Origin of the sequence: Lentzea kentuckyensis (assembly GCF_002150765.1) — a bacterium.
In the GTDB taxonomy this organism is placed as follows: domain Bacteria; phylum Actinomycetota; class Actinomycetes; order Mycobacteriales; family Pseudonocardiaceae; genus Lentzea; species Lentzea kentuckyensis.
Genome location: NZ_MUYM01000015.1, coordinates 269,087 through 282,741, shown reverse-complemented (window position 1 = coordinate 282,741; position 13,655 = coordinate 269,087). Strand labels below are relative to the sequence as shown.

The window sequence follows — 13,655 nt, the reverse complement described above, 5'->3', positions numbered from 1 at the left end:
TATCCAGCACGTGCTGGATACGTTCGGCGAGCGCGGAAGCGGTAAGACCTTTCACGTCCACCTGGACTCCCGCTTCGAGATCTTGAATTCGTGCGGCGTTGCGCGGTTGATCGGCGAACAACGGCAGGCACACCATCGGCACGCCCGCGGTCAACGCCTCGCGCACCCCGCTGTAGCCCGCGTGCGTCACGAACACCTTGGCGGTGTTGAGCAGTTCCTGTTGCGGAATCTCGGGTTCGAGCCGGACGTTCGACGGCCGCGGCCCGGTCCAGTCGCCGCGGCCGATCGCGACGACCGACCGGGCCGCCACCTTGCCCAGCGCCTCGACCACGATGTGGAGAAGCTTCGAGCCGGACATCAGCAGGCCGGCGTTGGTGCCGAAGGTCGCGACCACCTCCGGGGCGCTCTCCCAGCTCCTGCCGCTGGTCGGCACGCGGAAGTGGTGCTGGGCCGGGTGCCACGACGCGGGCGTGAGGCCGGCGGTGAAGCTCGGTTCGGTCGCGCTCATCCCGAACCTGGCGCGCACCTCGTCCTTGCGTTCGCGCAGGCGCGGGATCTCCAGCGGCGCGAACGGGGCGATGTCGACCACGGCGTGCGGGATGCCGAGCACCTCGGCGGCGAACTCGCCGCCGTACTCGTTGGTCTCGCGCACGATCACGTCCGGCCGCCAGTTGCGCGCGAAGTCCAGGAGGTTCGCGGTCGCCCTGACCACCAGTTCCTCGGCCCACAGCGGCACTTGCAACATGCCGTCACGTTCCGGGATCCACGGCGGTGGCGGGCCGAAGTCCTGTGGCGCGGGGATGTCCGGCATCACGACGGTGTGGTCGAGGTGCGCCATCGCCGGTCCGGTCGCGATGACCGCCTCGTGCCCGTGGTCGCGGAACGCCCGCGCGAGCGGCACCACCGTCGGCATCAGATGGGAGTGGATGGGCAACGAGGTCAGCAGCACGCGCACGTGGGTCCCCTTCCGCAGCTGTCTGCGAGGGAACTCCTGGGTCCGCTCACCGGACAACTTCGAAACCGGTGAGCGGACCACGGGTTTCCGAGTGGCGGCTACTGGGTACTACCGCGAAATGCTCGAAGTCACGGTGACCGAGTCGTCGCCTGCCTCCACCCTCCTCACCGTCACCGGTGAACTCGCCGGAACCGGTTCGGAACGACTGCTCACCAAACTCGACCGTCTCCTCGACAAGGGCCACCGTTCGGTCGTGCTGGACCTGACCGGGGTCACGTTCTGCGACTCCAGCGGGATCAGCGCCCTGGTACGCGGGCACGCCCGCGCGTCGGCCGCCGCGGGCCGGCTGCGGTTGTCCGCCGCGTCGCCTCAGGTGGCGCGGGTGCTCGAACTGTCAGGGCTCGCCAGAATGCTCGGCCTGAAGTCCACAGTGGAGCTTTGAGTCCGGGGAAGCTTCAGGCGCAGATCGTGCTCATCGCCTCGGCCAGCGCGTTCTCGTGCAGCCGGTCGAGGCGGTTCAGCACGACGGCGGACCGTTCCGCGATCGTCGCGTGGATCTCACACCTCAGCGTGGGGCGCCGGAGCTGTTCGGTGTCCTTGAGCTCGGCGAGGATGTCCGTGGTCAGCCGGTCGAGGATCGGCCGCACCTCGGTGCCGAGATCGGGGCGCCGCGACGGGACTTCCTCGGGGTGCTCGGTCCAGCGCGCGTAGAGGCCGCGCTGCACGAGCTTGTTCGCCTCGATCTGGGCGCGGAAGAACTTCGCCGCGTTCTCGGGGTCGAGGCCGAGCTGGGTCGCCTTGGTGCGCACGCCGTCGAGCACCTGCTGTTCGCGCGCGGGGTCGTCGATGGGCTGGGTCGTGCCGAACTTCGCCGCTGCCACCAGGTCCGCGACCTGGACGCGCTGCACCGCGAGACCGGTGAGCTCACCGAGCGGGCCGACGGGCGTGAGCGACGCCGCGAGGGTCAGAGCGACCACCAGAGTCTTCATGATCTCCGAGAGTGCCATGATGGCGTGGTGGAGTCCACGCGCATCGACCGCTGGCTGTGGGCGGTCAGGCTGACGAAGACCCGCCCGGACGCCGCCGCGGCGTGCCGGGGCGGCCACGTGCGCATCAACGACAAGCCCGTGAAGGCCTCCGCGACCGTGGTGCCCGGCGACCAGGTCCGCGTCCGCGTGAACGACAAGACGTGGATCGTCGAGGTGGTCCGCGTGATCCAGAAACGGGTCGGCGCGGCGGACGCGTCCACGTGCTTCATCGACCGCACTCCCCCGCCACCGCCGGACATCCCGATCGCACGGCGCGATCGTGGCGCCGGCCGTCCGACGAAGCGGGAGCGCCGCGTGCTGGACCAGTTCCGGTCACAGAACTAGGTCAACGAGCTCCGTCAGCGATGTGCCCAACGGCAGATCGACCCTGAGCGACGCGTACGGGTCGCCGCGCGTCACGCCGCGGTTGATGATCACGACCGGGATGCCCGACTCGGACGCCCGCCGGACGAACCTGAGGCCGGACATGACCGTCAGGGACGAGCCGAGAACGAGGAGCGAGCGGGCGCTGTCGACGAGCGAGTAGCACTGTTCGACGCGCGGGCGCGGCACGTTCTCGCCGAAGAACACGACGTCCGGCTTGAGCACACCACCGCACTCGACGCACCCGACGACCTCGAAGCCGCGCACCTGTTCCTCCGGCAGGAACACGTCGCCGTCGGGGTTGATCTCGGTGGTCGTGGCGGCGAAGTCCGGGTTGGCCTCGCGCAGGCGCCGGTCGAGTTCGACGCGCGGCGACAACACCCCGCAGTCCAGGCAGATCACCCGGTCCAGGCCGCCGTGCAGCTCGACGACGCCGGACGTGCCCGCGGCCTGGTGCAGGCCGTCGACGTTCTGGGTGATCACGCCGGACAGCTTCGGAACCAGGCGCGTGACGGCGTGGTGGCCCGCGTTGGGGTGCGCACGGGCGATGGTCCGCCAGCCGACGTGGCTGCGGGCCCAGTAGCGCTGCCGGCCGGCCGCGCTACCGGTGAACTCCTCGTAGGTCATCGGGGTGTGCTTGCGCAGCGAACCGCCCTCGCCGCGGTAGTCCGGGATGCCGGACTCCGTGGACAGGCCCGCGCCGCTGAGCACCAGCACACCGCCGTCGGCGACGATCGGGACGACGTCGGTCAGGGTGGAGGTGCGCGGCAGCGACGGGCCCGAAGGCGACCAGCTCAGTGTGGGCCTAGTTCGCACTTCACCAGGCTACGTGGCGTGGGCGAGCCGACGCCGTCACCAACTCTGGTACCACTGGCGAAGTTCGGCCTCCGCCGCGGCCACGTTGCCGCCCGACGCGGCCGTGACCAGCGCGAACTGCCGTCCGGAGCCCCCTCGCAGCAGCAGCCGGTCGCCGGTGACCGACGACGGCGCCGAGCTCACGACCAGCGGTGACCGCAGCGAGTCCGGCAGGTGCAGCTCGGTCGGCGCGGAGCCCCCGTTCGAGTCCCAGACGAGCACGGCGAACGGCGCGGAGCCGACCAGCGCGCGGACGTTCGGCAGCGGGATCTGCTGCCAGGTCTGGTAGGCGCGGTCCTCGTAGGTGAAGGCGAGCGTGGTGCCCCCGACGGCCTGCGGGTAGACGCGGTCGACGATCGCGCGGTCGACGGTGAGGACCGGGGCGCCGGCGTCGTCGAGCTTGACCGCCGAGAAGTGCTCGTCGTTCATCGCGTCGCCGTCGGTCTTGACCTTGCCCGGGTTGTCGTTCATCAGCTCGTGGTGCCGGCCGTAGTTGGTGTCCCAGTGCCACTGGCTGCCGGAGACCACCGTGCCGCGCGGCGCCGACCACCAGCGGGCGCCGGTCGCGTTCGAGTCGAGGCCCTGGTAGATCGCCTTGAGCACCGACGGGGTCTTGTCGGACGTGTTGCCCGCCACCGGGTGCCCGAACTCGGACACGATCGCGGCGGTGCCGAGTGCGGCAGCGCGTTGGCGGATCGTGCCGAACGCCTGGGTGTACTGGCCGTCGCCCGCCTTGCCCGGCATCAACACGCCCGACTGCGCCTTGCCGTCGTAGAAGTGCGCGTTGAACACGAACCGCTCGCCGAGGTTCGGCACCAGGGTGAGGCCGCCGGGTTCGGCGAAGAAGTCCACGTTCTGGTTCCAGAACACCAGCGGCTCGACGAACGCGGGCTTCGCGGTCCAGCCCGTCTCGTCCATCTTCGTCCGGAAACGCTGGTAGAACGGCATCAGGAGGTCGCGCTCCCACTGTTGCGAGTTCTGACCGTTGTCGTACTTGCCCGCGTAGGGCTCGTTCAGCGGGTCGACGCCGACGACGAGCTTGAACTCGTTGGCGGGCAAAGCTTGCTTGACGTGCTTGAGCGCCTCGCCGGCCGCGTTGACGAACGAGTCCTGCACACCGTTGCGGTTGTGCCAGAAGTCGTAGGTGGCGGCGATGACGGCGTTGTTGCTCTTCATGTTCTGGCCCCAGTGGAAGCAGAGGCCGCACGACTCCTTCGGGTACCCGCTCGCCGCCCACGCCGGGGCGCCGTCGCCGGTATACCAGCTGTCCTTGTTGAACAGGTACCGCGAGTAAAGGTCCTGGTGGAAGTCGAGGTAGACGCGGATGCCCTGGTCGGTGAACGCCCTCAGCTGCGCGGTCACGCCGTCCAGGTAGGTGTGGTCGATCTGGCCGCGCTGCGGTTCGATCCACGCCCACGTCAGCAGGAACCGCACGGCGTTCGCGCCGGTCAGCTGCTTCATCGCGGTCGCCGACTTGCGCGCGTCCGCGACGTTCGCGAACGGCAGCCCGCGGTACTCGGCCAGTTTCGCCGAACCGGAGACGTTGAAGCCCCGCAACACCACCTCACGGCCGTGCTCGTCACGGAACACCCCACCGGACACCCGGAGCTCGGAGCCGTCGAACGACTCCGCCCGTGCCGGGCTGATCACCGTGGAGAACAGGAACAGGACTGCCAGGAGCACTGCTCGCCGCATCGCCGCCACCCCGTCATCGTCGTCGGGAACGTGAACCAGATTCGCGTTGGAAGCTAGCTGATGATTCGGGCATTCGACTAGCGTTCGACTGGGCGTTCGACTGCGAAGGGGGAATCGAGTCGTGGACGTGATCAACCGTGCTGACGTCGAGGTGCTGGAACACACCGTCGCCGACGAGCTCACCGCGATGAGCGAAGCGTGGAACTGGTTCGAGAACCTGGTGGGCCTCAAAGGGCGCAAGATGTTCGCGCGCGTGGACGAGACGGCCGGCACCTACACGGTCTGCACGCCGCGCAAGCCCGCGGACTCGTTCTCGCTGACCGTGGGCGTGCTGCCGGGCGGGCGGTACCGGCGCACGGTGCTGGAGGGCGACCCGCCCGAGCTGTACGGGCGGATCGGCCCTGCCATGGAAACGCTCAAGGCCGCCGGGCCCTGGGACCCCTCGCGGCCGCTCGTCGAGTTCTACCGGCGGCACACCGTGATCGAGCTGTGGGTGCCGATCAGCTGAACGACGCCGCCACCAGCTCGGCGGTCTTGACCACCAGCGGCTCGTCCGCCCCGCCTGTCGGAGCGTCCTTCTTCGTCGACAGCACGGCGATCACGATCGGCGCGCGGCCGGGCGGGAACGCGATGCCGACGTCGTTGGTGGTGCTGTACTGACCGGTGCCGGTCTTGTCGCCCCAGCGCCACGCGGCGGGCAGCCCGGCGCGGATGCGGTGGTCGCCGGTCGTGTTGGCCAGCAACCACTTCGTCAGCTGGTCGGCGTCGGCTCGGTTGAGCGCGTGGCCCAGGGTCAGCCGCGCGTAGCTCTGGCCGATGGCGCGCGGCGACGTCGTGTCGGTGGTGCGACCGGGTTCCGCCGAGTTGAGCTCGGGTTCCCAGCGGTCGAGGCGCGTGACCGGGTCGCCGATCGAACGGCTGAAGCGGGTGATCGCCGTGGGGCCGCCGAGTTCCCTGAGCAGCAGGTTGGCCGCGCAGTTGTCGCTGAAGGTGATGGTCGCCTCGCACAGGGCGGACACCGTCATGCCGTTGGCGAGGTTCTGCGGCTGTTCGGTGATCTTGGCGTAGCCGGACTTGATGCAGTCGTCCATCGTGTAGTGGATCACCTTGCTCAGCAACGTTCCGTCGTGGTCGCGGCGCAGGATCGCGGCGGCCACGAGGGTCTTGAAGGTCGAGCACATCGGGAAGAGCTCGTCCGCCCGGTGCAGCACCGTGCGACCGGTGCCGGTGTCGGTCGCAAACACGCCGAGCCGCGCGTTGTGCTGCCGTTCGAGCTCGCGCAGCTTGCCGGTGAGCGGTGCGGCCTGCGCCGTGGCGGGCACGGCGACGGCCAGCGCCGCTCCAGCGCCCAGAGCCAGCACCGCACGTCGGTTGACACTCAACGTCCTGTCCCCTCTTTCGGAAACCTCTCCACAAGTGAGGACGCGCCAGAGATCAACTGGTTGTCACGCGATGCCGGTCAGCGGCGCTGGTCGGGGGTCTTCCAGTGGGCGCCGCCGATCCGCGCCGTACCGTCCCGATCGGCCGTGTTCTGGCCGGGGGCGAACCGCACGGTGCCGGTCTGGTCCGAGGTCTCCCCCTCGATGGCGTGCCGGGCCACGTGCCGGCCGGGCTGCGGCCGCTTGCCCATCAGCATCAGGACCACGGCCACGACCAGCCCGACCGTGGCCAGGCCGGCGGCGACGGCGCGCGCGGCGGGGTGTTCCAGGATCAGCGTGCTGATCGTCAGGGCGAGCACGAGGGCGGCGATCGGGCCGATGACGGCGATGTCGGCGCGTTCCTCGCGGGCTTCTGGCTGCTCCACCGGCTCGGGTGCCTGAACCGTCTGGACCGGCGCGTACACCTCGATGGTCTCGAAGTTGCCGCGCTGCTCGTAAGGCGGCTGCCGCAGGCCGGGAGGGACGGTCACACCATGCATGCTGCCCGAGACAGGCGCGCCGCCGCAAACGTCGCGTTCACATCCAGTACATGTTCCCATGTAGCGCTGGGTATAGGGAGGTTCGTCATGTGCCGGTGGCTCGCGTATTCCGGTTCGCCGGTGCTGTTGGAAGAACTGCTCTACGCGCCGGAGAACTCGCTCGTCATGCAGTCCAAACACGCGCGACTGGGTGCGACCGCGGTGAACGGCGACGGGTTCGGCATCGGCTGGTACGGCAGCACGACCACTCCCGGCCTGTTCCTGAGCACCGAGCCGGCGTGGAACGACCGCAACCTGCGGGAACTGTCCGCGCAGATCACCGTCGACCGGGTGTTCGCGCACGTGCGGGCGTCCACGGGCGGTGCGGTGCAACGGTCGAACTGCCATCCGTTCCGCTGGAACAACTGGTTGTGGATGCACAACGGCCTGATCCCGAAATTCGCGCTGGTGCGGCGCGAACTGATGCTGGCGATCGATCCGCTGTTGTTCCCGCTGATCGAGGGCTCGACGGACTCCGAGATCATGTTCTACCTGGCGGTCAGCTTCGGGCTGGAGCAGGATCCGCCCGCCGCGGTGGCGCGAATGGTCGAGTTCGTCGAGGACGTCGGACGGCGCGCGGGCGTCGAGTACCCGGTGCAGATGACCGTCGCGACCACGGACGGCTCCACCACCTGGGCGTTCCGCTACTCCAGCCGGGGTAAGTCGCGGACCCTGTTCCACAGCACCGACGTGTCGACGCTGCGGCGGCAGTACCCGGACAACCCGGCGCTGCACGACGTGGATGACGACTCACGGCTGATCGTGTCCGAACCGCTGGGCGACCTGGTCGGGGCCTGGCAGGAGGTGCCGGAGTCGACCTGCGTGATCGTCCGGCCCGGCGTGGAAGAGGAACTGCTGCCGTTCAAACCGTGAGCCGGACCGGGAATCGTCAGGCAACCGTCAGGTAGGGACCGGCTTTCGTCACTAGCGTCTGGTGCTGCCGCCGCCACGAACCCCTCGGAGAGGTTCCTCATGCTCACCACGGCAGCGGCAGCACTCATCGCCCTATCCGCCCTGGCCCCCACCGAGGACGCGGCGGAACCCGCGCCCGTCCTCGAGATCGCGACCGTCAACGGTTCGGGATGCCGGGCCGGCGACGCCGACGTCCAGACTGACGGCAGAACGTTCACAGTCGGCTATCACGAGTTCCTGGCTCGCGCGGGCAACGACTCCTCGCCCGTCGACCAGCGGAAGAACTGCCAGATCAACATCCGCGTCAACGTGCCGGAGGGCTACACCTACGGCCTCGCGCGGACCACCTACAACGGCTACACGCACCTGCAGGCCGGCGCGACCGGCCTGGCCCGGATCAGCACCTACCTGCAGGGCTCGTCGGCCACCGCGACGGTGAGCCAGCCGTTCACCGGCCCGTTCAGCGACGACTGGGAACTCCAGTACCGCCCCTCCGCGGCGGACGTCCAGTGGTCGCCGTGCGGCTCGCCGCGCAACATCAACATCAACGCCGAGGTGCGCGTCAGCCTCGGTTCCGCTGATCCGGACCGGCTCAACTTCGCGATCGTGGAGTCGAGCCGTGGCGCGGTGCGAGTCCGGCGCTGCTGACCCCGCTCTGTCACAGAACGACGGCGTGTCCGGTCTGAGCTGACATGAGCCACGAACACACGCATCAGCTGCACAATCCCGATCAGAGCGGCCCGCCGCCGAAGATCGACGTCATCGGCACCGTGCCGGGAGCACCTCAGATCCCGGACGGTGCCGAGGCCATGACGATCTTCGTGACGCTGCCGCCGAACAGCCCCGGCGCCCCACCCCACCGGCACTCCGGCCCCGCGTACGGCTACGTCGTCAAGGGCGCCATCGTCTTCGAACTCGAAGGCGAGCCGGAACGGGTCGTACCCGCGGGCGGGACGTTCTGGGAACCGGGCGGTGACGTCATCCACTACCAGGACGGCAACCACCTCAGCGACGAGGAATCCGCTTTCGTCGTCACGATGTTCTGCGCGCCGGGCCAGCCGATGCTGACCGTCGTGGAACCGGAGGAGTTGGAGGCGCGCAGGCATCTGCGGGCGGCGCGGCCCTGACGCGCGAGGGGCGGGCGCCCATCCCCGGTGCGCCCGCCCCTCCACGTCACTCGACCAGCTTGCCGGTCGTGTCGACGTCCCTCATCAGCGACGCGATCTCGTCCGGCACCGGAGGGATCTCCTCCCGGTCGATCCGGCCGGGGCCCGCCCAGACCAGGTTCACCTGCTGCGCGGGATCGAGGTCCGGGAAGTCCGACCGGTTGTGACAGCCGCGGGTCTCGCGACGTTCCAGGGCGCACTCGAGGGTCGCGCGCGCGGCGAGCGCCGAGGCCTTGAGGTCGAAGGCGTGGGCCAGATCCTGGTAGCCGGCCAGATCCGGGTGCACGCCGACGTCGCGGATGCGGTCCTCCAGCTCGTCGAGCTCGGCGAGTCCCTTGCGCAGCCCCGTTTCGTCGCGGACGACACCAGCGTGCTCGGTCATCGTGTTGCGCAGTGAGCGTTGCAGGGCGCGGACGTTCTCCGGTCCGTCGGCGTTGAGCAGGCCGTCCACCTCGGCACGTGCCTCGCCGAGGACGGTCAGCGAACGTCGTTGCGCGCTCAGGGAAGCCGAGTACTCCGCGGCCGCCTCGCCGACGATTCGCCCGTACACCAGCAGTTCGATGAGCGAGTTGCCACCGAGCCGGTTCGCGCCGTGCAGGCCGCTGGACGCCTCGCCGATCGCGTAGAGACCGTCCACGCCCGTCGAGTGGTCGTCGGGTGACACCCACACGCCGCCCATCGAGTAGTGCGCGGTCGGCGCGATCTCCATCGCCTCGCGGGTGATGTCCTTCATCTGCAGCTCCAGCAGCGTCTGGTACACCCTGGGCAGCCGCCGCATGATCTGCTCGCGCGGCAGGTGCGAGACGTCCAGCCACACACCGCCGTTCGGAGTGCCGCGGCCTTCCTTGATCTCGGTGTACGCGGCCAGCGCCACCCTGTCCCGAGTGGACAGTTCCATGCGCCTGACGTCGTAGCGGGCCATGAACCGCTCGCCCAGCGCGTTGGTGAGGATGCCTCCCTCACCGCGGGCCGCCTCCGACACCAGGGTTCCGGCCGCGTTCTCCGGTTCGAGCAGGCCCGACGGGTGGAACTGGACCAGCTCGGGGTCGCGGATCCGCCCGCCCGCGCACACGGCCAGACGGAACGAGTCACCGGTGTTCTCGTCGCGGCGGCTCGACGTGCGCCGCCAGATCCGGGTGTGCCCGCCCGCGGCGAGGATCACCACGTCCGCGTGGAACACGTACCGCGTGCCGTTGTTGAGATCGAACCCGTACGCACCGAAAACGACGTTGTCCCGCACCAGGATGTGCGTGATGTAGCAGGTGTCGTGGATCGGGATGCCGAGCTGCGTGGCCCGGTTCACGAGCGTGCGCTGGATCTCCAGCCCGGTGTAGTCGCCGGCGAACGACGTGCGGCGGAAGGTGTGCGCGCCGAAGAACCGTTGCGAGATGCGGCCGTCGGCCTCGCGCGCGAACGGCATGCCCCAGCGTTCGAGGTCCTCGATGCCGCGCGGCCCCTGCTCGGCGACGATGCGGACGATGTCCGGGTTGGCGAGCAGGTAGCTCTCCTTGATGGTGTCGGCCGCGTGCTGCTGCCACGTGTCCTCGGCGTCCATGGTGCCCAGGGCAGCGTTGATGCCACCGGCGGCGAGCGCGGTGTGCGCGTCGGCCTTCGGGCGCTTGCCGACGACCAGCACGTCGACCCCGCGCTCGGCGAGCTCGATGGCGGCGCGCAGTCCCGCGCCGCCGCTGCCGATCACCAGTACTGAGGTGGACATCTGATGTTCAGTCATCGCGGCCTCCGTTGCCCGTGTCTCTACAAGTAGGACCGCGCAGCGCCGGGATGTGTGACTGTTAGCCGCGCCACTAGAATCGGCTTCGTGTTCGTGAAGCTCTGTGGTCTGCGCAACGAGTCCGATGTCGCCGTAGCGGTCGAGACCGGCGCCGACGCCGTCGGTTTCGTGCTGACCACCAGCCCGCGCCAGATCGACGTCGACCTGGCCGGCCGGCTCGTCGCCGACGTGCCGGACGATGTGCTCACCGTCGCCGTGGTGCGCGGCATCACCGCCGCCGAAGCCGGTGCGATGGCGCTGAAGACCGGCGTGAAGGCGTTGCAGCTGCACGGCGACTACCCGAAGGAAGCGTTCGACGAACTGGCGGACCTGCCGTTCCAGCTCGTCCGGGCGACCGCGCTCGGGCCGGACACCGACGTGCGCACCGGCGCGTTCGGCGAGGAGCTGCTGCTGATCGACTCGCCGGTCGCCGGGTCCGGTGAGCAGTGGGACATCACGCGGCTGCGCGAGAAGCAGCCGGAAGGCAGGTGGGTGCTGGCGGGCGGGCTCGACCCGGAGACGGTGGGCGCGGCGATCAGCGTGGCCCGGCCGTGGGGGGTGGACGTGTCCAGCGGCATCGAGTCCAGCCGTGGCGTCAAGGACCACGGCCGGATGCGCGCGTTCGTCGCCGCCGCCCGCGGTCAGCTCAACGCCGTGCAGCCCGGAATGTCGTCGACTCGTTCGTAAACGGGCAGACCGCGTTCGCGCGCGATCCGCACGTCCTCGTCCGCGCCAGTCGACTCGCCGGGCAACCTCAGTACCGCGTCGCAGTGCCGCAACAGGCGTTCCGCGGTCGGATACATGATCTCCGCGGCGATCGGGTCGGCAGGCGAAGAGCCGCCGGCACCGCGCAGCACCGGCAGCGCCACCCACTCACCGATCATCGGCACGTGGCCACCGCGGAAGATCGGCCACGCGGCCTCCTCCAGCCGTTCGAGGTTGCGCGCCATCAGTGCGGGGTCGTCCCCGGTGCCCGAGCGGTAGGGCCCTGCGATCAGAATCAGCATGCGACCGACCATAATGTGCAAGACTCGGCAAAAACAAGGAGAAACGTGCATGCTGGCCGCCCAACGCCGTGATCTGCTGCTCGAACGCCTGCGCGTCGACGGCCGGATCGTCGCCAAGGACCTCGCCGCCGAAGTGGGCATCTCGGAGGACACGATCCGTCGTGACCTGCGCGAACTCGCGGCGGCCGGCCTCTGCCAACGCGTGTACGGCGGTGCGTTGCCCGTCTCGCCGGCGATCGCGGACTACACAACGCGCCAAAACGTGCAGATCGATGGCAAGCAGCGGGTCGCGCGAGCAGCAGCCGCGCTCATCGAGCCGCACGCGACGGTGATCCTCGACGGCGGTACGACCACCCTCGCCGTCGTGCGCGCCCTACCGCTCGATCTCGAAGCCACGGTCGTCACGCACAGTCCGACGATCGCGAGCGCGTTGGAGGAGCACGAGAACGTGGACGTCTATGTGATCGGCGGGCGGCTCTTCAAGCACTCGATGGTCGCTTGTGGTGCCGCAGCCGTGGAAGCCGCACGGGGCGTGCACGCCGATGTGTTCCTGCTCGGCGTCACGGGCGTGCACCCCGAAGCCGGCCTCACGACCGGCGACGCCGACGAGGCCGCGATGAAGCGTGCGTTGGCGCATCAGGCCGCCGACACGTACGTGCTGGCGAGCTCGGAGAAGATCGGCACGGCGTCCCGGTTCGGCGTGCTGCCGTTCAGCGAGGTCGCCGGCGTGGTCACGGACGCGGACAACGACACCGTGCGGGCGCTGGAGGTGCCGGTGATCCGGGCTTAGATCTCCAGGAAACCCTTGGGAGAGCCGTACGTCCGGCCGCACTGCGTCAGCGCGAGCACGCCGTGACCCTCGATGTCACCCTCGAAGCAGGTGGGGTCGACCGACAACTCCTCGGCGACGTCGGTCGCCCAGATGTCCTCGAGGTCCTCGTTCTCGTCGCTCCAGTCGTGCGGCAGTCCCCAGCCGTCCTCGACCTCGAGTTCGCCGATCTGTTCGTCGGCCTTGAACGCGTCGTAGTAGCGGACGATCTCGCCACCTCTCGCGATGCACCACGCCGTCCAGCCGTCACCGCAACTCATGCCGTAGTAGTGCGCTTCGCCGAAAGCCGCGCTCAGCACCGCGCAGATCTCCGTCACCGGTCTGTCGGCGTGCTCGAACGGTTCGCCGAACACGAGCGTCCAGCCGCCCCACGAGCCCGTGACGTAGACCCTGGCGCACCGCACGTGTTCCTCGTCCTTGACCCACGCGTGATGGTCGTTGTTCCAGGCCGCGCCGCCGAGGACCTTGGTGACCGGCGTCGGGTCCTGCAGGCCGCACACCTGGAGCACGGCGTTCTGGTCCTCGGTCCTGATCGCGAACCAGCCACCGCAGAGATGCATCTCCTCGGTGCCGTACCGCTCTTCTTCGATCTTGAACCGGACGTACCGCTCGATCATCGCGCGGTCCTGGGCTGACATCGCGTCCGGGCCGGCGACCTCGACGATCCCCGCCAGCGCTCCCCTGCGCACCGCGCCCTTGGCCGTCCGGCGCGTCTCCTGCAGCAGCGGCAACACGTCCGGCCCCATGGTCCCGAACGCCCACAACGCTTCCCGCCGCACGTAGTGGTCCTCGTCGGCCAGCACGGGTAGCAGTTCTCCGGCGTATCGCAACGCCTGTTCGCCGCGGAACATGCTCGCGGCCATCCGGCGCACCGTCGCGTGCGGGTGCCGGGTCGCGGCGAGGTAGACCTCGTCCCCGGCGTGCAGCATGGTGAACGCCCGGCACGCCGACCGCACGACCTGACCGTCGTCGGAGGTCGCGATCACGTCGGCTATTTCGTCGAACGACGTGATGCCGTGCTCGGCCACGAAGTCCCCGACCTCGCGCCGGTTGTCCTCGTGCGTCATGCGGTCGAGCAGCGCCCGGATTTCCATGG

At 69.4% G+C, this 13,655-nt stretch carries 17 protein-coding genes; 8 read left to right on the top strand and 9 right to left on the bottom strand.

Annotated elements, in window-relative coordinates; genetic code table 11:
• A partial coding sequence (locus tag B0F77_RS09665; protein ID WP_086662454.1) for a glycosyltransferase occupies positions 1 to 955 on the bottom strand: 955 nt, incomplete at its 3' end.
• A gap of 118 nt (positions 956 to 1,073) precedes the next feature.
• On the opposite strand from B0F77_RS09665, the gene B0F77_RS09660 reads away from it, so the two are divergent.
• Positions 1,074 to 1,397, top strand: a complete 324-nt coding sequence (locus tag B0F77_RS09660; RefSeq protein WP_086662486.1) for an STAS domain-containing protein — start codon at positions 1,074 to 1,076, stop codon at positions 1,395 to 1,397.
• Between the two features lie 13 nt (positions 1,398 to 1,410).
• Here the strand turns inward: B0F77_RS09660 and B0F77_RS09655 are convergent, their stop codons facing one another.
• Positions 1,411 to 1,944 carry a chorismate mutase gene (locus tag B0F77_RS09655; protein WP_245847916.1) on the bottom strand — a complete coding sequence of 178 codons (534 nt, stop codon included), beginning with the start codon at positions 1,942 to 1,944 and terminating at the stop codon, positions 1,411 to 1,413.
• Between the two features lie 27 nt (positions 1,945 to 1,971).
• Between B0F77_RS09655 and B0F77_RS09650 the strand changes: the two genes are divergently transcribed.
• Positions 1,972 to 2,328 (top strand): RNA-binding S4 domain-containing protein, encoded by a 357-nt coding sequence (locus tag B0F77_RS09650; RefSeq protein WP_245847918.1) that lies wholly within the window; start codon positions 1,972 to 1,974, stop codon positions 2,326 to 2,328.
• On the opposite strand, the gene B0F77_RS09645 is transcribed toward B0F77_RS09650, so the two are convergent.
• Together B0F77_RS09645 and B0F77_RS09640 are read right to left on the bottom strand one after the other, a co-directional pair.
• The gene (locus B0F77_RS09645; RefSeq protein WP_086662452.1) at positions 2,317 to 3,183 is read right to left on the bottom strand and encodes an NAD-dependent protein deacetylase; all 867 of its coding nucleotides are present in this window, start codon (positions 3,181 to 3,183) and stop codon (positions 2,317 to 2,319) included. The genes B0F77_RS09650 and B0F77_RS09645 overlap by 12 nt on opposite strands.
• 36 nt (positions 3,184 to 3,219) lie before the next feature.
• On the bottom strand, positions 3,220 to 4,917 hold the full coding sequence (locus B0F77_RS09640; RefSeq protein WP_086662484.1) for a cellulase family glycosylhydrolase: 1,698 nt from the start codon (positions 4,915 to 4,917) through the stop codon (positions 3,220 to 3,222).
• Positions 4,918 to 5,044: 127 nt separating this feature from the next.
• Here B0F77_RS09640 and B0F77_RS09635 point away from each other — a divergent pair, with 127 nt between their 5' ends.
• Complete coding sequence (locus B0F77_RS09635; protein ID WP_143466658.1) at positions 5,045 to 5,425, top strand: GyrI-like domain-containing protein; 381 nt, start codon at positions 5,045 to 5,047, stop codon at positions 5,423 to 5,425.
• On the opposite strand, the gene bla is transcribed toward B0F77_RS09635, so the two are convergent.
• Together bla and B0F77_RS09625 are read right to left on the bottom strand one after the other, a co-directional pair.
• Positions 5,418 to 6,278 (bottom strand): class A beta-lactamase, encoded by an 861-nt coding sequence (bla, locus tag B0F77_RS09630; RefSeq protein WP_425435646.1) that lies wholly within the window; start codon positions 6,276 to 6,278, stop codon positions 5,418 to 5,420. The two genes, B0F77_RS09635 and bla, sit on opposite strands and share 8 nt — an antisense overlap.
• Before the next feature lie 98 nt (positions 6,279 to 6,376).
• Positions 6,377 to 6,826: a hypothetical protein gene (locus tag B0F77_RS09625; protein WP_143466657.1), complete on the bottom strand. Its 450-nt coding sequence runs from the start codon at positions 6,824 to 6,826 to the stop codon at positions 6,377 to 6,379.
• A 96-nt stretch (positions 6,827 to 6,922) separates the two neighbouring features.
• Between B0F77_RS09625 and B0F77_RS09620 the strand changes: the two genes are divergently transcribed.
• From B0F77_RS09620 to B0F77_RS09610, 3 genes are all read left to right on the top strand, one after another.
• Positions 6,923 to 7,747: a class II glutamine amidotransferase gene (locus B0F77_RS09620; RefSeq protein WP_086662448.1), complete on the top strand. Its 825-nt coding sequence runs from the start codon at positions 6,923 to 6,925 to the stop codon at positions 7,745 to 7,747.
• A 99-nt stretch (positions 7,748 to 7,846) separates the two neighbouring features.
• Entirely contained in the window at positions 7,847 to 8,434 is a 588-nt protein-coding gene (locus B0F77_RS09615; RefSeq protein WP_086662447.1) for a DUF4360 domain-containing protein, read from the top strand.
• A gap of 44 nt (positions 8,435 to 8,478) precedes the next feature.
• Positions 8,479 to 8,913: a cupin domain-containing protein gene (locus B0F77_RS09610; protein ID WP_086662446.1), complete on the top strand. Its 435-nt coding sequence runs from the start codon at positions 8,479 to 8,481 to the stop codon at positions 8,911 to 8,913.
• A gap of 46 nt (positions 8,914 to 8,959) precedes the next feature.
• Here the strand turns inward: B0F77_RS09610 and B0F77_RS09605 are convergent, their stop codons facing one another.
• The gene (locus tag B0F77_RS09605; protein ID WP_086662445.1) at positions 8,960 to 10,684 is read right to left on the bottom strand and encodes an L-aspartate oxidase; all 1,725 of its coding nucleotides are present in this window, start codon (positions 10,682 to 10,684) and stop codon (positions 8,960 to 8,962) included.
• 87 nt (positions 10,685 to 10,771) lie between these two features.
• Between B0F77_RS09605 and B0F77_RS09600 the strand changes: the two genes are divergently transcribed.
• Positions 10,772 to 11,410: a phosphoribosylanthranilate isomerase gene (locus B0F77_RS09600; RefSeq protein ID WP_086662444.1), complete on the top strand. Its 639-nt coding sequence runs from the start codon at positions 10,772 to 10,774 to the stop codon at positions 11,408 to 11,410.
• Here B0F77_RS09600 and B0F77_RS09595 read toward each other — a convergent pair.
• Positions 11,365 to 11,730 (bottom strand): DUF4406 domain-containing protein, encoded by a 366-nt coding sequence (locus B0F77_RS09595; protein WP_245847915.1) that lies wholly within the window; start codon positions 11,728 to 11,730, stop codon positions 11,365 to 11,367. The two genes, B0F77_RS09600 and B0F77_RS09595, sit on opposite strands and share 46 nt — an antisense overlap.
• Positions 11,731 to 11,779: 49 nt before the next feature.
• Here B0F77_RS09595 and B0F77_RS09590 point away from each other — a divergent pair, with 49 nt between their 5' ends.
• A complete protein-coding gene (locus B0F77_RS09590; RefSeq protein ID WP_086662443.1) occupies positions 11,780 to 12,520 on the top strand; it encodes a DeoR/GlpR family DNA-binding transcription regulator in 741 nt (246 codons plus the stop codon).
• Here the strand turns inward: B0F77_RS09590 and B0F77_RS09585 are convergent.
• A complete protein-coding gene (locus tag B0F77_RS09585) occupies positions 12,517 to 13,653 on the bottom strand; it encodes a HEAT repeat domain-containing protein (RefSeq protein WP_086662442.1) in 1,137 nt (378 codons plus the stop codon). The two genes, B0F77_RS09590 and B0F77_RS09585, sit on opposite strands and share 4 nt — an antisense overlap.
• Between the last annotated feature and the right edge of the window lie 2 nt (positions 13,654 to 13,655).

Bases quoted from the DNA above. Each gene is read 5' to 3' on its own strand.
- B0F77_RS09585 (WP_086662442.1), bottom strand. From the start codon at position 13,653: ATGGAAATCCGGGCGCTGCTCGACCGCATGACGCACGAGGACAACCGG.
- B0F77_RS09660 (WP_086662486.1), top strand. From the start codon at position 1,074: ATGCTCGAAGTCACGGTGACCGAGTCGTCGCCTGCCTCCACCCTCCTC.
- B0F77_RS09590 (WP_086662443.1), top strand. From the start codon at position 11,780: ATGCTGGCCGCCCAACGCCGTGATCTGCTGCTCGAACGCCTGCGCGTC.
- B0F77_RS09610 (WP_086662446.1), top strand. From the start codon at position 8,479: ATGAGCCACGAACACACGCATCAGCTGCACAATCCCGATCAGAGCGGC.
- B0F77_RS09595 (WP_245847915.1), bottom strand. From the start codon at position 11,730: ATGCTGATTCTGATCGCAGGGCCCTACCGCTCGGGCACCGGGGACGAC.
- B0F77_RS09605 (WP_086662445.1), bottom strand. From the start codon at position 10,684: ATGACTGAACATCAGATGTCCACCTCAGTACTGGTGATCGGCAGCGGC.
- B0F77_RS09640 (WP_086662484.1), bottom strand. From the start codon at position 4,917: ATGCGGCGAGCAGTGCTCCTGGCAGTCCTGTTCCTGTTCTCCACGGTG.
- B0F77_RS09615 (WP_086662447.1), top strand. From the start codon at position 7,847: ATGCTCACCACGGCAGCGGCAGCACTCATCGCCCTATCCGCCCTGGCC.
- B0F77_RS09655 (WP_245847916.1), bottom strand. From the start codon at position 1,944: ATGAAGACTCTGGTGGTCGCTCTGACCCTCGCGGCGTCGCTCACGCCC.
- B0F77_RS09620 (WP_086662448.1), top strand. From the start codon at position 6,923: ATGTGCCGGTGGCTCGCGTATTCCGGTTCGCCGGTGCTGTTGGAAGAA.